This is a genomic window from Salinivibrio sp. IB872 (genome assembly GCF_001995345.1).
GTDB lineage: Bacteria > Pseudomonadota > Gammaproteobacteria > Enterobacterales > Vibrionaceae > Salinivibrio > Salinivibrio proteolyticus.
On the sequence record NZ_MUFO01000006.1, the window covers coordinates 38,708 to 58,159 of the forward strand.

The 19,452-nt window shown below is 51.4% G+C and carries 20 protein-coding genes; all 20 read right to left on the minus strand.

Translation table 11 applies throughout. The features are described from left to right. Nucleotides 1-7: 7 nt before the first annotated feature. The gene (locus BZJ18_RS04440; protein WP_077455500.1) at nt 8-742 is read right to left on the minus strand and encodes a protein phosphatase CheZ; all 735 of its coding nucleotides are present in this window, start codon (nt 740-742) and stop codon (nt 8-10) included. A 30-nt stretch (nt 743-772) separates the two neighbouring features. Continuing rightward, a complete protein-coding gene (gene cheY / locus BZJ18_RS04445; RefSeq protein WP_069587163.1) occupies nt 773-1,141 on the minus strand; it encodes a chemotaxis response regulator CheY in 369 nt (122 codons plus the stop codon). A 55-nt stretch (nt 1,142-1,196) separates the two neighbouring features. Then, nucleotides 1,197-1,922: an RNA polymerase sigma factor FliA gene (locus tag BZJ18_RS04450; protein WP_069587161.1), complete on the minus strand. Its 726-nt coding sequence runs from the start codon at nt 1,920-1,922 to the stop codon at nt 1,197-1,199. Beyond that, nucleotides 1,915-2,802 (minus strand): MinD/ParA family protein, encoded by an 888-nt coding sequence (locus BZJ18_RS04455; protein ID WP_069587159.1) that lies wholly within the window; start codon nt 2,800-2,802, stop codon nt 1,915-1,917. The genes BZJ18_RS04450 and BZJ18_RS04455 overlap by 8 nt, the downstream gene beginning before the upstream one ends. Continuing rightward, the gene (gene flhF, locus BZJ18_RS04460) at nt 2,795-4,342 is read right to left on the minus strand and encodes a flagellar biosynthesis protein FlhF (protein ID WP_077455501.1); all 1,548 of its coding nucleotides are present in this window, start codon (nt 4,340-4,342) and stop codon (nt 2,795-2,797) included. Before flhF ends, BZJ18_RS04455 begins: the two co-directional genes overlap by 8 nt. Before the next feature lie 26 nt (nt 4,343-4,368). Further along, entirely contained in the window at nt 4,369-6,474 is a 2,106-nt protein-coding gene (gene flhA, locus BZJ18_RS04465; protein ID WP_077455502.1) for a flagellar biosynthesis protein FlhA, read from the minus strand. A gap of 166 nt (nt 6,475-6,640) precedes the next feature. After that, nucleotides 6,641-7,777, minus strand: a complete 1,137-nt coding sequence (gene flhB, locus BZJ18_RS04470; RefSeq protein WP_077455503.1) for a flagellar biosynthesis protein FlhB — start codon at nt 7,775-7,777, stop codon at nt 6,641-6,643. Then, nucleotides 7,777-8,565 (minus strand): flagellar biosynthetic protein FliR, encoded by a 789-nt coding sequence (fliR, locus tag BZJ18_RS04475; RefSeq protein ID WP_077455504.1) that lies wholly within the window; start codon nt 8,563-8,565, stop codon nt 7,777-7,779. Before fliR ends, flhB begins: the two co-directional genes overlap by 1 nt. 9 nt (nt 8,566-8,574) lie before the next feature. Continuing rightward, on the minus strand, nt 8,575-8,844 hold the full coding sequence (fliQ, locus tag BZJ18_RS04480) for a flagellar biosynthesis protein FliQ (protein WP_069587148.1): 270 nt from the start codon (nt 8,842-8,844) through the stop codon (nt 8,575-8,577). An 11-nt stretch (nt 8,845-8,855) separates the two neighbouring features. Further along, the gene (fliP, locus tag BZJ18_RS04485; RefSeq protein WP_077455505.1) at nt 8,856-9,695 is read right to left on the minus strand and encodes a flagellar type III secretion system pore protein FliP; all 840 of its coding nucleotides are present in this window, start codon (nt 9,693-9,695) and stop codon (nt 8,856-8,858) included. Further along, entirely contained in the window at nt 9,692-10,075 is a 384-nt protein-coding gene (fliO, locus tag BZJ18_RS04490) for a flagellar biosynthetic protein FliO (RefSeq protein WP_077455506.1), read from the minus strand. Before fliO ends, fliP begins: the two co-directional genes overlap by 4 nt. 8 nt (nt 10,076-10,083) lie before the next feature. Continuing rightward, nucleotides 10,084-10,482, minus strand: coding sequence for a flagellar motor switch protein FliN (gene fliN / locus BZJ18_RS04495; protein WP_077455507.1), 399 nt, complete (start codon nt 10,480-10,482; stop codon nt 10,084-10,086). Between the two features lie 16 nt (nt 10,483-10,498). Next, nucleotides 10,499-11,584, minus strand: a complete 1,086-nt coding sequence (fliM, locus tag BZJ18_RS04500; protein ID WP_077455508.1) for a flagellar motor switch protein FliM — start codon at nt 11,582-11,584, stop codon at nt 10,499-10,501. Nucleotides 11,585-11,592: 8 nt separating this feature from the next. Then, nucleotides 11,593-12,081 carry a flagellar basal body-associated protein FliL gene (fliL, locus tag BZJ18_RS04505; protein WP_077455509.1) on the minus strand — a complete coding sequence of 163 codons (489 nt, stop codon included), beginning with the start codon at nt 12,079-12,081 and terminating at the stop codon, nt 11,593-11,595. Between the two features lie 33 nt (nt 12,082-12,114). Next, complete coding sequence (locus BZJ18_RS04510) at nt 12,115-13,737, minus strand: flagellar hook-length control protein FliK (RefSeq protein ID WP_077455510.1); 1,623 nt, start codon at nt 13,735-13,737, stop codon at nt 12,115-12,117. Between the two features lie 94 nt (nt 13,738-13,831). Next, nucleotides 13,832-14,281, minus strand: coding sequence for a flagellar export protein FliJ (gene fliJ / locus BZJ18_RS04515; RefSeq protein ID WP_069587140.1), 450 nt, complete (start codon nt 14,279-14,281; stop codon nt 13,832-13,834). Nucleotides 14,282-14,284: 3 nt separating this feature from the next. Continuing rightward, nucleotides 14,285-15,604, minus strand: coding sequence for a flagellar protein export ATPase FliI (gene fliI / locus BZJ18_RS04520; protein ID WP_077455511.1), 1,320 nt, complete (start codon nt 15,602-15,604; stop codon nt 14,285-14,287). Further along, entirely contained in the window at nt 15,601-16,590 is a 990-nt protein-coding gene (gene fliH, locus BZJ18_RS04525; protein WP_077455512.1) for a flagellar assembly protein FliH, read from the minus strand. The genes fliI and fliH overlap by 4 nt, the downstream gene beginning before the upstream one ends. Nucleotides 16,591-16,615: 25 nt before the next feature. Further along, entirely contained in the window at nt 16,616-17,671 is a 1,056-nt protein-coding gene (fliG, locus tag BZJ18_RS04530) for a flagellar motor switch protein FliG (RefSeq protein WP_077455513.1), read from the minus strand. Next, nucleotides 17,661-19,439 (minus strand): flagellar basal-body MS-ring/collar protein FliF, encoded by a 1,779-nt coding sequence (gene fliF / locus BZJ18_RS04535; protein WP_077455514.1) that lies wholly within the window; start codon nt 19,437-19,439, stop codon nt 17,661-17,663. Before fliF ends, fliG begins: the two co-directional genes overlap by 11 nt. Nucleotides 19,440-19,452: the final 13 nt, after the last annotated feature.

Consider the following 19,452-nt stretch of genomic DNA (forward strand, 5'->3'; position numbering starts at 1 on the left):
CGCACCTCTAAAAACCCAAACTCGATAATAAGTCATCGACATCATCCTGGCTGTGGACCACGTCATCACGCTCTTCAGGATGAATAATCGGTCCTTCCGGCGCTGACTTGTCAACGGTATCTTCTTGTTGAGACGGCGCTTCTCCCGCCGTCTCGTCATTTTCCATGCCGAATGCAGTCAGAATTTCGACGAGTTGTTGTTCAACTTCTTGCACAAGTTCGATAATACGTCGAATCACTTGGCCGGTGAGATCTTGAAAATCTTGAGCCATCAAAATATCGGTCAAATGGCCGTGAAGCTCTGTCGCTCCGCCTTCCACCTGGGTCAACAACTCGTCGATGTTGTGGCAAAGGCTTTTAAACTCATCCAGGGCGATTTCACCCCGCATCAAGCTGTTCCAATTCGGCCTAACCGCTTGCAAATTATCTTGCAACTCACTGGCAATAGGCATGGTACGTTCAACCGCATCCATGGTGCGGTTGGCCGCAAGCTCGGTTTTCTCCATCACATAAGTGAGGCGATCGCGAGCGTCAGGAATATCGACAGTCGCCAAATCACCAATTCTGGGATCCAAGCGAAAGTTGGAGATAGAGTCGTGTAATTGGCGGGTGAGTTTGCCCACTTCATTAAACAGTGGGTCTCGCGCCTCTTTCGCGATATCAGCGAGAAGCGCATTAGCGTTATCTTGCTCTCCACTCTCAAGATACGCGACCAATTGTTTCGCTTGGTCCAGATTGATCATGACGATTACCTTTTACTGTGCGCTTGCTAATTACATGCGCTCGAAAATTTTATCGAGCTTCTCTTTCAGTGTGGCAGCAGTAAAAGGTTTTACGATATAACCGTTCACGCCTGCTTGCGCAGCTTCAACAATCTGCTCACGCTTCGCTTCGGCAGTGATCATCAGTACAGGGAGATGCTTCAGCGAGTCATCCTTTCGGATCTCTTTGAGCAAATCGATTCCCTGCATCCCAGGCATATTCCAATCGGTCACGACAAAATCAATACCGCCCTTTTTGAGGATTGGCAGCGCTGTTAAGCCGTCATCCGCTTCAACGGTATTGTTGAAACCTAAGTCACGAAGAAGATTCTTTACGATACGGCGCATTGTTGAAAAATCATCAACAACGAGAATTTTCATGTTTTTATCCAAGGTTGCCTCCGGTGAGGTCTCGTTTTATTGTCGAAACTGTTACTTACTCACTATGCCAAGCGGAAAGCTTGGCTCTCAATCGTTGCGTGGCCTGACTCTGAATCTGACAGACCCGGGATTCACTCACCCCAATCACTGCCCCTATCTCTTTGAGGTTTAATTCCTCATCATAATAAAGAGATAGCACCAGTGCTTCTCTTTCGGGAAGACTTTTTATCGCCGCGGCCAATGCCGCTTTGAAATTATCCTCCGCAACATCCTGAAAGGGAAGATTGTCGTTGCGATGACTGTCGGTTGTAAATGCATCTTCGGAGACACCTAAGTCGTCCATGCCGATTAATCGGCCACAGTTAACGTCATTCAGTGCCTGATGATACTGATCTAGGCTCATATCAAGCCGTTGTGCCACTTCTACATCCGTGGGATCACGGCCTAATTCCTTTTCCAGTGAGGCTATCGCATCACTGATTGTCCTACTTGCTTTGTGGACCGAGCGTGGCACCCAGTCACCACGGCGCATATCATCCAGCATAGCACCGCGAATCCGAATACCGGCATAGGTTTCAAAACTTGCGCCCTTACTCGGATCATAATTTTGCTGCGCTTCAAGCAAACCTATCATGCCTGCTTGAATTAAATCTTCGACTTGTACACTCGGCGGCAAGCGCCCCATTAAGTGGTGTGCTATCCGTTTGACCAATGTTGAGTATCGTTCGAGTACCCCTTGGCCATTATCACCCGTGCGACTATAGGTGAGCGCTTTATTCACGAATTAACTCTCCTGCGTCATCATTTTTGATCAGCAAACGCTCAACAAAAAACTCCAGATGACCACCAGGGTTACGCGGTACTGGCCACGTCAGTGCTTTATTCGCCAGAGCGTTTAAAGCCAACGACGCTGGCGAGCGAGGAAATGCGTCGATAACAACTTTCTGTTTTCTCACTGCTTGCCTCACTCTTTCATCCACAGGAACACATGCCACTAATTCTAGATTAGCATTTAGAAACCTTTCAGTGACTCGCGTTAATTTTGTGAACAAATCTCGCCCTTCACGGTAGCTTCTGACCATATTTGCCACGATTTTAAATCGATTCACGCCATGTTCACGGCTTAAAATCTTGATCAGAGCATAGGCATCAGTGATTGACGTGGGCTCATCGCACACCACGACCACCACATCTTGCGCTGCACGCGAAAAGCTCAGTACCATATCAGAGATCCCCGCAGCAGTATCTACTAAGAGTACATCAACCTCTTCCTCGAGTGTACCAAAAGCGCGAATCAAACCAGCATGTTGCGCCGGAGTTAGCTCGGTCATGCCTTGCATTCCAGACGATGCTGGCACGATTTTCATACCGTGCGGCCCTTCAATGATGATGTCTTTCAGATCACAAACACCTTGAAGGACGTGAGACAAGTTCTTGCCGGCTCGTAATCCGAGCAACACATCGACATTCGCCAAGCCAAGGTCTGCATCAAGCACCATGACTTTTTTGCCTTGGCGCGCCATAGAGGCCGCCATTCCTAGGGTGACATTTGTTTTCCCCACACCACCTTTACCGCCAGTCACTGTAATGACTTTAGTTCGTGAGGGGTTGGTTAGACGGCGAAGGCCGCTTGCTTGATCTTGCATGGTTGTCTCAATCATAAAAGTCCGCCCCATTCGACTCTGGGACATCACTGCTCCAGAAGTGATTGTGCTGATCCGCGCCTGATTCCAGCATTTCGCTGGCTTTTGACACGAGGAAGTGTCCTGTCGCTTGGCGGATATCTTCCGGCACACGTTGCCCGTCAGCTAAGTAAGCAACAGGCAGGGCATTTTCGATGGTGACACACAACAGCTCACCGAGGCTTAGAGATTCGTCCAGCTTTGTCAGCACGCAGCCGGACAAAGGAATACGACGAAAATGTTCAATGGTTTCTTGTAATACGCGACGTTGGGACGTCGCAGGCAAAACCAGCAAGCTGCGGATATGCGAACCGCTGTTTTGCATTAATGTATCGAGCTGCTCTGAAAGGCGCAGATCGCGCTGACCCATTCCGGCAGTATCAAGCAATATCAAACGTCTATGACGCAGTTGATAAAGGATGTCGGCCAGTTCATCGGCATCTTTAGCCACCTTGACCGGACAGCCAAGAATACGCCCATAGGTCGCAAGTTGTTCATGCGCCCCGATACGAAACGTATCTGTGGTGACTAACGCGATTTCTTCAGGGCCAAAGTCCATGGCGGCACGGGCCGCAAGCTTGGCGATCGTGGTAGTTTTTCCTACTCCGGTGGGGCCCAAAAGCGCAATCACGCCGCCTGTTTCAAGCATGTTTTCATCCACGGTGATGATTTGGTCAGCGACCAAATCAAGCAGCGCTTGCCAAGCTTCAGTGGGAGGCGTGTCTTCTGGGATATAACACGCGAGCTGATCCGATAGGTCAGACGATAACCCCATGCGCTCCAAGCGTTTAATCAGCATGGCACGCAGCGGCTCTCTACGTTCAACCTCTTGCCACATCAAGCCTGACAGCTGATGTTCAAGTAGGCTACGAATGGAGGCCATTTCTTGGCGCATCGCTTCAATCTCTTCATTGGACGATTGCGACTGGCGCGCTTCGAACCGGGAAGGATCCAGTTTAGGCTTGCTACCCGGCTGTTGATGCTGGCGCCCTGCATCTTGCCAACTGCCACGACCATTGCTCTTCAACTCGCGACGAGGTTCATAACCTCGCCCCAATGCGGCAGGCCGCTCAGGTTCTCTCGAATTCGAATGACGTTGAGGGTCGGGGCGAGATGACTGTTTTTGTTGTCGTTGCAACAACGCAGACAGGGAGTCGGCTTCGTTTTGAGGCGCACGGTCTGCTGGGCCTGATTTATCTCGATATTCATCGAGCATGGCCGAAAAACGGGGCGGTCGCTGATTGCGCGGCGCCGCTTGTTGGCGTTGGCGCAATTGGACCTTGTCGTCAGCGAGCTGGCGGTGTGCATTTGAGTATGCCTGCGCCGCCTGCTCTTGTGCATGAGCCTGTGGCTGCGGCTTGGCAGGAACAGGATCTGTATCGGCATCGACGGCAGCAACAATTTCCACACCACCAGTCACTTTTTTGTTAGACATGATCACCGCATCCGCACCGAGCTCTTCTTTGACTTGGCCAAGTGCAGTACGCATGTCTTTAGCAAAAAAACGTTTGATTTTCAAAGCTCTGCCCTACTCAAAAAACGGTATTAATTATTACCGACCGCATTGACGATACGAATTTGTTTCTCATCCGGCACTTCTTGATATGACAAGACACGTAGCGTCGGAATGGTATTCTTCACAAATTTCGCTAAGGTCGCTCGAAGCACGCCAGACGTTAGCAACACGGCGGGCTCGCCTTGCAGCTCTTGCTGCTGCGTTGCCTCGGCTAATGATGATTGCAGACGTTCTGCTAACCCAGGCTCAATGCCTGTCGACTCACCACCGGAGGCCTGCATGGTTTTATGCAACATCTGTTCCAGCTCAGGCACTAACGTAATGACTGGCAGTTCTGGCGCAATACCATTGATTTCCTGCACGATCAGTCGACGCAGCGCAATCCGAACCGCTGCGGTGAGAATGTCGGGATCTTGACTCTTTCCAGCGTACTCGGCCATGGTCTGAACGATAGTGCGGATATCTCGAATAGGAATCGCCTCACTGAGCAAGTTTTGCAATACCTTCACCAATACACTCAGTGGGATTTGGTCAGGGATCAGTCCCTCCACCAAACGCGGCACTTGTTTACCTAGCATATCGACAAGATTTTGCGCCTCTTCGTGACCCAATAAACGCTCGGCGTTATTGGTCAGCATTTGACTCAGGTGGGTCGCCAATACGGTGGCTGAGTCGACCACCGTATATCCTAACGCCTGAGCGTGTTCGCGTTGGCTCGGCTCAATCCAAACCGCTTCGAGTCCAAATGCGGGATCTTGCGTCGGCTCGCCTTCAATCGGACCAAACACTTGTCCTGGATTAATAGCAAGTTCATGCTCTGGACGGACTTCCGCTTCGCCCACCGCGACGCCCATCAGGGTTATCCGGTAGTTATGCGGCGGTAACTCCAGATTATCGCGAATATGCACCGGCGGAATGAGGAAGCCAAAGTCTTGAGAGAGTTTTTTACGCACGCCTTTGACCCGGTCAAGTAGTTCACCGCCTTGATCTCTATCCACCATGGGGATTAGGCGATAACCCACTTCGAGACCAATCACATCCACAGGTTGCACATCATCCCATGACAACTCTTTCGGTGTGATAGGCGCCGTCTCTGGCTGCTCAGGCTCATCTGCTTTTTGTTGTGCTTTGTGATACTGCTGGTATTTCCAATAGGCCAAGCCTCCACAAATAATCGCTAACAGCAGGAATGGGATGTGAGGCATGCCCGGCACAATACCCATCACGGTAAGAATACCAGTAGCAATCATCAGCGCGCGTGGGTTATSAAACAGTTGGAAGACAACTTGCTGTCCCATGTCTTCATCAGTATTTTGACGCGTCACCATAATGGCGGCACCAATTGACAGCAAGAGTGACGGGATTTGTGCCACCAAGCCGTCACCAATGGTCAGCAAGGTATAGACTTCAATCGCATCAGAGAACGGGAGATCGTGCTGTCCCATCCCGATAGACAGGCCACCGACAATGTTAATCAACAGGATCAGGATACCGGCGATCGCATCCCCTTTAACGAACTTAGACGCACCATCCATAGAGCCGTAGAAGTCCGCTTCTTTGGTCACTTCTTGACGACGCGTCCGCGCTTGTTCTTGATCGATAAGCCCAGCATTTAAGTCGGCATCAATGGCCATTTGCTTACCAGGCAAGGCATCCAAGGTAAAGCGAGCACTCACTTCCGAAATCCGTCCGGCACCCTTGGTCACTACCATAAAGTTGATGATCATCAGGATAAGGAACACCACCAGACCAACGGCATAGTTGCCCCCGATCACCACCGAACCAAACGCGCCGATCACCTGACCCGCGGCATCCGGCCCTTCATGGCCATAGAGCAACACCACCCGAGTCGACGCAACATTCAACGCCAAGCGTAGTAAGGTCGCTATCAACAACACCGTGGGAAACGCGGCAAAATCAAGTGGACGACGGGTATAAATCGTGACGAGCAAAACCACCAGCGACAAGGCAATGTTGAACGAGAACATCAAGTCCAACAGCATGGGCGGAACGGGCAATACCACCATCGCGAGGGTGGCTAGTACTAGAATGGGTGCCCCAACCGCGGGCATCGCACGCAAGCGGTGGTAAGGAACTTTGTCTGAGAATGGCAGCTGCCACTTGGCTTTTAGCATGTTACAAGCTCAAATCCATGATAGGTGAACGGCGGAAAAAGCGACGCGCTCGTCAAACATAAGAGGAAGTGGAGAAAGCAATATTTGCGCCAACAAACAACCCCGAAAGTGTCAGCATTTTGTCACTTCTCAGACAAAAACACGCAACCCAAAGGACAAAAGAGTGCTAGTCGTGGCGCAAATCTGGCGGAATCGGCAAATAAGCGTCTTCTGGGCGCGTCGGCCGACGGCCTCGCCCTTTTTTGTATTGCTTGAGCTGGAAAACATACGCCAGTACCTGTGCAACCGCCGTAAATAAACCATCTGGAATTTGTTGCTCAAGTTCTGTGCTAAAGTACAGTGCTCGCGCTAACGGCGGTGCAGGGACAATCGCTACATCATGCTCAGCGGCAATCTCACGAATTTTCAATGCCGTAAAGTCAGAGCCTTTTGCCACCACCACAGGTGCGCTATCCATGTCACTGTTATACCGAAGTGCAACCGAGTAGTGCTCGGGGTTAGTCACCACGACATCGGCTTGTGGCACTTCTGCCATCATTCGTCGTTGCGCCATTTCACGCTGCAACATGCGAATTCGACCTTTGACTTCAGGGCGACCCTCGGTTTCTTTGTACTCGTCCTTCACTTCTTGTTTGGTCATTTTTAGTTGCTCATTGTGCTGCCATATCTGAAACGGCACATCAATCGCAACCACAATCAACAGTGAGCAACATACCAACAACACGAAGTTAAGCAGAATATCCATCGCGTGATAGAGGTTTTGCGGGAAGGTTTCAATCGTCAGTTCGAAGAAGTCTTGGAGATTGATATACACCAAATAACTTGCCACGCCCCCAACCAGCAAGACTTTAAGAATCGATTTTAATAGCTCAACCAAGCCTTGGGTGCCAAACATACGCTTCACCCCAGCGATGGGGCTCATTTTGGATAACTTAGGGCGCGCCGCTTCCCACGAGAAGCTGATCCCACCAAGGCCTGCCGACCCCGCGAGACCGGAAAAAAACAGCAGTAACAGCACCAGTCCAAGCGGGAGGATAAGGTGTAATAGCTCGCCGACCACCACCAGCATTAACTCAGAGGTATCAAAGACTTCTGCGCGCGACAACGTAAAAAGCCGCTTCATGAGCGCCATTAACGCTTCCCCGAGCGATTGCCCAAACCACATCAAGCTCACCGCCCCTAATATCAGGACAGCGACGGATGCCAGTTCTCTTGAGCGCGGTACTTGGCCTTTCTCCCGCGCCTGCTCCCGCCTTCGGGGTGTGGCGTCTTCTGTTCTTTCTTGGCCGTCACTCTCTGCCATCAGTTAGGCTCACAGTTAATGCGAATCAAAGAGCAAACTTGGTTAAGCCCAGTCTGCCAGTGGTTATCGTAATGCGTCAAAATACCGAACAGTAAATACCAACTGATCAGCAAGCCCATCAACAATGCAAATGCAAAGCCAAGAGAGAAAATATTCAGTTGGGGAGCGGCGCGCGTCATGACCCCGAACGACAAGTTGACAATCAAGAGCGCAATAATGCCCGCCAATGACATGCTTAACGCGACCTGGAACATAATACCGAACCAATCCGCAAGGCTGCGGTAATCAGCCGCACCAATCATCTCGCCAATGGGAAGCGTTTTAAAACTCATGACCACCAAATTAAGCATCTGCAAATGCCCATCGGTGGCAAGAAAGAGCATGACTGCCAAGAATAAATAGAATTGCCCTAGCAAGGGGGTATTTTGACCATTGGCGGGGTCCACCATAGAGGCGAAACCTAAACTGGATTGCATACCGAGGATTTGCCCCAACACCACAAAGGTTTGCGTAATAAATTGCGTGACCATCCCCATGGCAACGCCAATCACGATTTGCTGTGCCAACACCACAAACCCCGCAAAGGACACTAATTCAATCTCTTCTGGCACCGCTGGGAGTGCTGGCATTACCGCAAAGGTAATCGCCAGCGACAGATATAAGCGAATGCGCACTGGCACAAAGCGCGCGCCGAAGAACGTCATCGCCATCATCATCGAGGAGATGCGAGTGAACGGCCAAAAGTAATTGGCCATCCACGACAAAATAACAGAGGCGGGATATTCCATGCCGTCGCCCTAGTAAAGCAGGGTCGGGATCTCTTCCACCAAGCGGTAGAAGTACTCCATCAACATACGCGTCATCCAATGGCCGAAAAACATCAGGGCCACAAAAGTGGCGATCAAACGCGGTAAAAAGCTCAGTGTTTGCTCGTTGATTGAGGTTGCCGCTTGGAAAATCGCCACAATCAAGCCAACCAACAATCCGGGTACCACAATCGCTGACACCAGCAGTAGCACCAAATACAAGGCATCTTGAAATAATTCAACAAACGCTTCCGGGGCCATCATTGCCTCCTTTAGCCAAAACTACCCGCTAAGGTAGAAAGAATGAGGTTCCACCCATCAACCAAGACAAACAGCATTAGCTTAAATGGCAAGGAGACGATCATCGGCGAAAGCATCATCATACCCATTGCCATCAAGACAGATGCCACCACCAAATCAATCACCAAAAACGGCAAAAATAGCATAAAGCCAATTTGGAAAGCCGTTTTCAGCTCTGAAGTCACAAACGCAGGGATGAGTACCGTCATCGGGACTTGCTCTGGCTCACTGACTTGCGCACCCGACATGTTAACAAAGGTCTCAAGATCTTTGACGCGTGTCTGTCGCAACATAAACTCGCGTAACGGTACTTGCACACGGTCAAAGGCGTCTCGCGCCGTTATTTGCTCATTGATGTAGGGTTGAATGGCGTCCGTGTTCATGCGATCGATCACCGGTGACATAATAAACAGTGTCAAGAACAAAGCGATCCCGATGATGACTTGGTTTGACGGTGTTTGCTGAAGTCCCATTGCCTGCCGCAAAATCGCCATCACCACCACAATTCGGGTGAATGAGGTCATCAAAATCACGATGGCGGGCAAAAACCCCAGCGCGGTCATCAGAGCAAGGATCTGCAATGTCACCGAGTAGTCTTCACTGCCATCAGGATTGACGCGCATCGTCACGGCAGGGATCCCGCCTCCGGTGTTGCGACTTGTCTGCAGTCGCACTGCCTCACCGGCCTCATCAATCGATTCGGTGGTAATGGTTTCTTGTGCTGGCGTTGCTTCTTGTTGGGCAAATGTGGCAGGTGAAAACAGTGACACCCACACAAAAAGCCAAGCCGCAAGTAACGTTTTGATAGTCATTTTCGATTCAACAGTTGGCCGAGTTGCTCAGCAAATCCCGTATTCGGTGCTGGCGCATTTGACGACGTCGGCATGGGCGAATCCAGCGCTTTTAGCAACCGAATATTGGTGGCTGTCACGCCGATCACAAGCTGCTCGCCATTGATATCGACCACTAAAATACGCTCTTTTTGCCCAACGGCCAGTTGGCTGATGATACGAATGCCGTTGGCTTGCCCAGCCATGCCAGGCAACTTTAATCGTCTCAATAACCACGCCAGCGCAAAAATAAGCGCAAGCACCAATGTCAGTGATACCAACATGGTCGCGATACTAATATCAGGCGCCGCGGCCCATACAGGCAGCGGCGCAAACAACAAGCCTCCCAAAAGCCGACGCATGATTTTCCTTATCGTAACTTCTTAATTCGCTCAGTCTGGCTGATCACATCCGTCAACCGAATACCAAACTTATCGTTCACCACAACCACTTCGCCATGCGCAATTAAGGTGCCATTCACCAGCACATCAAGCGATTCCCCTGCCAATCGATCTAGCTCGACCACAGAGCCTTGGTTTAATTGCAGCAAATTACGAATATTTATTTGTGTGCGCCCGACTTCCATCGATATGCTCACAGGGATATCGAGAATGGCATCCAGCTTGCGTTGCTCTTCTGGGCCAATTTTCTGTTCACTGTCGTCCGTCAGCTCTTCTAATGGTGCCGCTTGCACTTCATCAGAGCCTTCCACTTCTGACTGTTCGGCCAGGGCGGCAGCCCAGTCATCATCTACATCATTTTGATCCATGACGTCTCACCCCTGTTTACTGGTTTTGATTACTGGTATCACTGCCACCTTTACCATCAATTGGTAAATCTTTTTCTAAGTCGTCAAGCAATTCCGGCTTGTCGTGAAGCAGTGAAATATCTGATTTAGCCATATCTGGCCGTTTCAATTTTTCAACGATTTTGAGTGCTAGCTTATCGTTAGATTGACCCATTTTGGCACGATAGGTCGGTAAATCTTCAATAAAGACAGTACACGCGTCTGGCATATCGACAGGGATCACGTCCCCCTTTTGCAACTCCATCAAATCGCGTAATGACAGCGTGGTGTCTAACAGCTTGGCGCTGAGCTCGACATTAACGTCCAAGATTTCATCGCGTAATGCTTTACTCCAGCGTACATCCGTGTCCATTTTGTCACTTTGGACCCCCGCATCTAGCAACTCGCGAATCGGCTCTAGCATGGAGTACGGCATAACCATGTGGCAATCGCCACCGCCGCCGTCAAGCTCGATATGGAACGAGCACACCACAATCACTTCTGTCGGGCTAACGATGTTGGCCATCGCCGGGTTTACCTCTGAGTCGAGGTATTCAAAGGCCACTTCCATCACCGGCGCCCACGCGTCTTTATAATCTTCAAACACGAGCTTGAGCAGCATTTGAATCACTCGTCGCTCGGTCGGAGTAAATTCACGCCCTTCAATCCGAGCATGAAAACGCCCGTCGCCACCAAAGAAGTTTTCCACCAAGATGAAGACTAATCGTGCTTCCATGGTGATAAGCCCGGTCCCTTTTAATGGCCGGAAACGCACCATGTTTAAGCTCGTCGGGACATAGAGCGTGTTTTGGTACTCGCCAAATTTCATCATCTGCACGCCGTTGATCGATACTTCGGCGGTTTTACGCAGCATGTTAAACAAACTAATGCGCATGTGACGCGCAAAGCGCTCATTGATAAGTTCAAGCGTCGGCATGCGACCGCGCACAATACGGTCTTGCGAAGAGAAATCAAATCCTACCGCACCGCCTTCGCCGGCTTCGGGCTCGTTATCATCGTCTTCGACGTCATCAACACCGTGGAGGAGCGCATCAATTTCGTCTTGGCTGAGTAGGTCGGTCACGTCATCACCTATTGCATCACAAAACCAGTAAACAGGACCCGTTCTACCACAGGGTCACCGGTTACTTTAATCAAGGCCGCACGCACATTCTCGGCCGCTTGCCGCCTCACTTCGAGTTGGCCTTGCGGTGTACGCAATTGCTCGGCGGTTGCTGCCCCAAAGGTATTCAGCAGCGCGTGCTCCACCAAAGGTAAATTTTCTTTGGCAAGCGCTTCCATTTCATTGCCCCGTACCAGCAGCTGAGCCTTTACTTGAACGAGACGTTGCTGCTCGTCGCCCGTCACATTGAACACAAACGGGCGCGGTAAGGTGACATAAATCGCTGGCAGTGACATCGCTTGCTCTTCAAGCACAATATCATCTTGACCACCATCATCGCCTGACAAAAAGAAAAATACCGCGCCACCCGCGACGGCCAGAAGTAACACTGCCGCGGCAATGATGATGATCAGTTTTTTCTTTCCACCTTCAGGGGCACCCGGATTGTCATCGGCCATAGCTCTTCTATGCTCCTCGTCTGTTCATCGACATCAAGCGTAATAGTCAACCGCTCTATCGCTGTGTGAAACCTGTATGGTTTGGCTAGTTAACACCTCGTCAACACCGTCATCGAGCCCCGATATTCCGGATGCGGGCCCACTCGATTGGCCAGTGCCACCTTGTTGCTGCTGACCCGATGCCATTTGTTGGGCACCACTGTCTTGCTGTTGAACTGAACCTTGAGCTAATTGTAGCCCTTGCTGCTGTAACATTTCACGCAAACGCGGCATCGCTTGTTCAACGAGATCGCGAGCTTGATGGTTCGCGACAGTGATATGCACAGTCGCTTGGTCATTGTTGATACCTAGCTTAATTTGCATCCGACCTAATTCAGGTGGATCAAGGCGAATATCAACCTGTTTCAAATTTTTCGACAGCATTACATTCACGCGTTCGCTGAGTGCCGCGCCCGCGTCTGCTGGTGTTTGTCCCATGGGTAAGGGGGCTTGAGCATTTTGTGCCGCTTGCATATCTTGACGCGCGGTAGATGCTTGCGCCGATGGTGTCCCTAAACTATTCGCTAACTGCTGCATCAGTGTATCGGAGCGTGTCGATCCACCGCCATCCACTCCCGCTGCTTTATCCGCGTTAGCCGCCTTATCAGTCATGGCTTTTAGCGCAGCTTTACTCAACCCTGCCGCTTGCGCCTGCTGACTGGCTAACGCATTCGCGCCCGCCTGTCCTAATTGGACGGTCAATGATGAAGAGGATTTACTGTTACTCTCCCCATCACCGGTATGCAGCTGATAAGTCGCTTGATTAGCTTGACGCTGCTTGTCCAGATTGTCTGCCGAACGGGCCGCCAACGCTGCGGCGACATCTTTAGCAACAACCGACTCTTTACCTTTTTTTTCCGTTTCATCCGCGCCGGCTTTGGCCTCGGCCCAAGGGATCGATGCCGACGCGAGCTTTATCGCTTTGTCTGACTGCGCAGATGCCATCCCTTGTTTGTCACTGCTGAGGCTGGCCTCGCTGCGCGCCTGTTGATTAGCTCTCACTTGCGCTACCAATGCTGCCAACTGATCGGGCGACAGTTGCGCCAGCGCCTGTTCTGGATCGACATCATCAGGAAGCTGCCGTGACAACGTCTCTAGTAATGCTTCTCGCGAGACCTTTTGTGCTTGGGAGTCCTCGTGCACCTGTTCTTGCAATGATGCTAACGCTTTTTCGTTCAGCGCTTTTTCGTTTAAAGCCTCTTTGTCGGCCTCTGTCATGTTGTCAGCATTGGCCATTAATTCACTACCCGCTTTGATAGGCAAATCTTTGCCATTGAGCGTGGCGGCAGCTTGATTTAAGCGTGCAAGCAGTGCCTCCCCTTCCTCCATCGCGGTCATATCGGCAATTTGGGCCATTTCTGCTTCACTGAACATGCCATCGGCCAGCATGGCCTCTGCATCGATCATTTGGCCATCAACCAGTAAGGTTTTGCCATCCGCCATCAGCTCAATGGGCAACTCGCCCTCCGCGCCATCTTGCTGAAGCGTTTGGCGTAATGTCGCTAAAAAGCCCGCTTCTGGCGACACCTTAGCTTGTCCAGCTAAAGGCTGACCCTCGCTTGGCGTTGGCGCGATGTTGGCAGATAAATTAGAAAGCGTCAGGTTAGACTGCGTCATAGGTCTCTCATCATTACCGTGTAAACCACCTGTTCGCGAGGCGAATACTCGCTCGTCGTGGTAATGACAAAGCAATTATCGCGCCATTATGAGATTAAGAGAAGGGGGAAGGACGACGGCGAGCAATAATCGCTGCCATTTCATCCATTTGGCGCTGCTCTTGATAGCGTTCTCGCTCCGCTTGCTCACGTTCACGCTTTTCAATTAGCCACTCTATCGATTGCCGATACTGCCGCGCTTGATGCCAGGTTTGTTGGCAGTTATCGAGATGCTCTTTAAACTGATGTTCTGCATCTCGCTGTTTTGCCAGGGTTTCATCCAGCTGGACAATGAATTTGTTTAAGTGGCCAAATGCACTGGCCGATAAACCTTGCTGGCCGCGATCACTCATTTGCCGACAATACTCCAAGCGGTACTGCTCGATTTGCTCAAGCTGGCGATAATAATTATCTAAAGATTGCTGCGCCGCGACAACGGCAAGCTGCGCCTGCTTTTCATCTTCTTGGGCTTTATCCAACAGTAGTGTCAGTGCATGATCAGCCATCGATTATCCCTGCAAGGTTGAGCGTAACATGTTGACGCACATATCATAGGGAACCACTTCTTTCATACCTTGCTGCAAATACCCATCCAATCGCGGCTTAATACTAAATGCTTGGTCAACCGCTGCATCTGAGCCTGGCTTGTACGCGCCAATCGAGACCAAGTCTTGATTTTTTCGGCAAACGGACAACACTTGCCGCACCGCTTTAGACATCAGGATTTGCTCTTCACTGGTGATGTTTGGCATCACTCGGCTGACCGAACGCTCAACATCAATCGCAGGATAATGCCCACTGTCAGCTAACTCGCGCGATAACACGATATGCCCGTCAAGAATGGCGCGGGCAGCATCAGCAATCGGATCTTGTAAGTCATCGCCTTCAGTGAGTACAGTGAAAAACGCTGTAATCGAACCTTGCCCAATCGCGCCATTACCGGCACGTTCAACCAACGAAGGCAAACGCGCAAAAACTGATGGCGGATACCCTTTGGTAGCTGGTGGCTCGCCAACCGATAAAGCGATTTCACGCTGCGCTTGCGCAAAACGGGTCAGAGAATCCATCAGCAAGAGCACATCGAGCCCTAGATCGCGAAAGTATTCGGCAATGGTCAACGCAGTTTGGCACCCTTTTAGACGCATCAGTGGTGACGCATCGGCAGGGGCTGCAACCACCACGGCGCGTGCGCGTCCTTCCTCACCGAGAATATCGTCAATAAACTCTTTGACTTCACGACCGCGCTCGCCAATGAGCCCCACCACAACCACTTGTGCGGTCGTGCCACGTGTCATCATACCAAGCGTCACGGACTTACCCACCCCCGAGCCAGCAAACAAGCCGATACGTTGCCCTTTCCCGACGGTTAAAAGGCCATTAATCGCCTTAATACCCACATCCAAGGGTTCACGAATCGGCTGGCGCGCCAAGGGGTTGATTGGCGTCCCTTCTAAGCTAGCACGCTTATCGGTATAGATATCGCCCTTTCCATCCAAAGGATTGCCCATGCCGTCGATCACTCGGCCGAGTAATTCCATCCCCACCGCCAAATGGCCTCGCTCTGCCAGCGGCGTCACACGTGCACCGGGAAGCACACCAGACACTTGCTCATTGGGCATCAGATAAAGTAGCTCACCGGCAAAACCAACCACTTCGGCCTCAATGGTGCCATTAAGGGTATCGACCGAGCAGACAGAGCCAATCGGCGCGCGACAGCCAATGGCTTCGAGTGTCAATCCCACCATACGGACCAATTTCCCCGATGCGACGGGTTTGGGGGCGAGATTATCAACTTGCCAGTGCTTGAGTCGCTCTGCCAATGCACTCATGACTCACCTTTGTCCTGATCCACGGATTCGTTTTGCTCAGCCGAAGGTACTTGCTCATCCTGTGAGCTAGCTTGAGAGTCTAGCGCTGACGACGCATGCTCTTGCGGTGCGTCCGCCTCCTGTTGCGCGTGATCACGCATGGTTTGCTCAGATTCTGTCACAGGATCCGTTTGTTGGTGCGCAGCGTCCGACGGGCGTGCTTGGTTTTTACCATGAAACTCTCGCAACAAGGTGTCGACACGCTCGGCAAGACGGTAATCCACCACCGAGTCTTTCGCTTTTACGTGCACATCGCCACGAGACAGTGCTGGCTCGGATTGTAATGTCCAATCGCGCGCGGCAAGGGTATCTGGCCCGTATGCATCACTGACTACCGCGTGATCATCTGGGTGTAGGGATACAGTAACGGGGTGATCAGCAATCGGCAGTGCTTCGATAGCGGCGCGTAAGGTTTGTAAGATCACATGCGGATTGGTCTGCACTTCGACGCCAATCAGAGATTTGGTCAACGCTTGCACCATCAATAGCAACTGCTGCTCGACATCTTCATTGACCTTTTCGAGCGGGTGCGTAAGCTGATTTAAAATTCTATCTAGATGCTGGCAGCGCTCCTCTATTAGCGCTTGCCCAGCGGCAACGCCTTCGTCAAAGCCTGCTTTTTTACCTTCTTCGTGGCCTTTCTCGCGTCCCTCTTCAAGGCCCGCTTCTAACCCCTCACGATGACCAAGCTGCTTGCCCTCTTCATGGCCCTCGTCGTAGCCTTGTTGGCGAATCGCTTCGAGCGCGTCCGCGGTTAAAGGTTCAGGCGCCAGCTCCGACTCTTCGGGCTCCGGTTCAGGCTCCGGCTCCCAACTCGGGTCATAGTTGAGTGCGGTTTCTTTGGGTAAAGACTGCTTGTCGCCGTAAGGAGGCAGTTCCCAACGATCAATGGTTTCAGTCTGTGCTTCGTCAGCACGAATGTAGCCACGACGCTTATCTAGGCTCATGATTTACCTCTGATACGTGAATGGCCTAAACGAACTCGTCGCCGCCGCCACCCGTAAGCATGATTTCACCCGCATCCGCGAGACGGCGCGCGATTGACAGGATCTCTTTCTGAGCCCCTTCTACATCTGAGACACGGATCGGTCCCATGGCTTCGATATCGTCTTGCAGCATTTCTGCCGCACGCTGAGACATGTTGCGGTAGATTTTCTCACGCAGATTATCTTCCGCACCTTTGAGTGCTTTTTGCAAGACTTCTTGCGGCACGTCACGCAGCATGGTTTGAATACCGCGATCGTCGACATCGATAAGGTTGTCGAATACGAACATCAGATCTTGGATTTGCGAGGCCATCTCTTCGTCTTGATCGCGAATCGAGTCCATCAACACGCCTTCAATACTGTTATCCATGTAGTTCATGATCTCGGCTGCGGCCTTTAAGCCACCAATTTTGGCAGCTTGCGCCCCCGCTTGGCCAGCGAACTGTTTCTCCATGATTTCATTCAACTCGTGCAATGCAGCAGGCTGAACTTCTTCGAGGTTGGCAATCCGCATCATCAGATCTAACCGGTCACGTTCAACAAACTGTGAGAGGATCTCTGCGGAATGCTCGGGGTCGAGATACGAAAGTACAATGGTCTGTATCTGCGGGTGCTCGTTGATAATGATGCTCGCCACTTGACGCGGATCCATCCACTTGAGTGAATCCAAGCCTTTCGAGCCACTGCCAAGCAAAATCTGATCGACCAAGTTGTTGGCTTTGTCTTCACCCAACGCAGCCACCAGTGCATTACGGACAAAGTCTTCACTGCCCATCCCGATTGAGGTGTATTTTTGGATTTCCTCGAGAAAGGCGCGGTGAACAGCGGCCACTTTATCAGAGTTAAGGTCAGTCATTGAGGTCATGGCCGCACCGACGCGTTGCACCTGCTTTGGCTCAAGGTGGCGAATAATACTCGCCGCATCTTGCTCACTCAGGCTCAACAACAAAATTGCTGCCTTTTCAATGCCACTCAACGAGTTGACATCAAAGCTGGTACCCGGTTGCTCTTCACCACCGGTTGTCGCGACTTCATTTGCCATCTTGCATTACCCWGTTCTTCACAGCTTGTGCAGCAAGGTCTGGCTCGTTCGCCACCAATGCCCGCACCGCTTTCAACAAGTCTTCATCTTTGTGTAAGTTTGGCAAGGACACATCCGATGAAGACATCGCAAAGTTACTTGAGCCATCAAGCTCCGAGCCAATCAGGCCAATGTCATCACCGTCAGGAGAGATGGGTAAGCCATCGGGTCCCAAGATCTCGCCATTGGGCCCCACGGTGTTGCCATCTTCGTCGAGCGCTGGGTACAACAGCTTTTTCATGGCTGGGCGGATAAGCACCAAAATAACCACGATAATTACCAATGCCGCCGCCATCCAGCGCACCCAGTCGTTGAAGTTTGGATGCTCCCAAATTGGCACATCCATCGCCATATCTTGTTCAGGCTCAACAAAGGGCACCGCAATGACTTCAATCACGTCCCCACGCGCTTCACTGAAACCGACCCCGCCCATCAACAAACGACGAATTTTTGCGATTTCATCATCGGTCAGTGGCGTTTTCACCACATCACCAGTTTCCGGATCCACACTTTGCTTAAAGTTGACCGCGACCGAGACGGTTTGGCGGTCAATAATGCCAGACTGTGCACGACGGTGACGGATGGTGGTGTCCAATTCAAAGTTTCGCGTGGCTTCGCGACTGACCGAGCCCGTGTCTCCTGCACCACCATTTTTCAAATCTTGAACGTCTTCGGGAATCGATGCATCCGCCGGTGGCTGGTTACTTAACGCCCCGGGGATCCCTGCGACCATATCACTACTATTGTAGTCTTCACGGGTATACTCACTGCGCGTGGCGGGCGTATTGGGATTAAATTGCTTTTGGGTTTCTTCTAACGAACTAAAGTCCATCGACACATCGACTTGCGAGGTATAGTTACCCAAACCCAATACTGGGATGAGAATAGAATCGATTTTGTCGCGTAACTGGCGCTCTTGCTTACGCTCAAGCTCATATTCTTTGCGGCGTGCTGCCGTGGCAGGATCTTCACTCCCCGAGTTCAACAAACGTCCATGCTGATCGGTTACCGTTACACGGGTCGGTTTCAGGGATGGGACGGCAGAGGCAACCATATCGACAATCGAGTCCACCTCTTCTTGTCCGAGTGTATTCGCGCCGCCAAGCGTAAGAAATACGGTCGCTGAGGCTTCTTGATTGTGGCGCACAAATACGCTTTGCTTTGGCATCGCCAGCAGCACTCGCGCTTTGCGGACATGACGAACTTCTTCAATCGCGGCGGCAAGTTGACGTTCGCGGCTCAGTTTTAAGCGTTCACGCTCAAGCTGTTGCGAGACGCCAAACCCCATGTCATTCAGAAGAATATCATCGCCTTCAGCGGTCGCGGTGTTTAATCCTGCCCGAGTCAGCCCCAAACGAATCGATGAGTATTCATCCGCGGGGACACGAATCGTATTGCCATCTAACTGATAATTAATCTTTTCTTGATCGAGGTGATCAAGTACCGGGATTAGCTCCTCGGTTTCATACGAGCCCAGTGGACGCATTTCGGGTTCTTGAACCCAGAAAAATAGCATCATAATCAACGCGACGCAGATAGCGACCGCTAACACGAGGATCATCTGACGTACCATGTCCAAGTCGCCGAATAGCGAGTCAGACTTGGCAGACTGCTCTAACGCATCCGGGTCTTGTACGTCTTGATCCATCTCTGGCCCAAGCTCCGTGGAGGGCAATGCTGCCGCCCCTTCGGAGACTGCCAGATCGGTGTTTTGATTCTCTTCAGCCACTGGTTAATTCCTA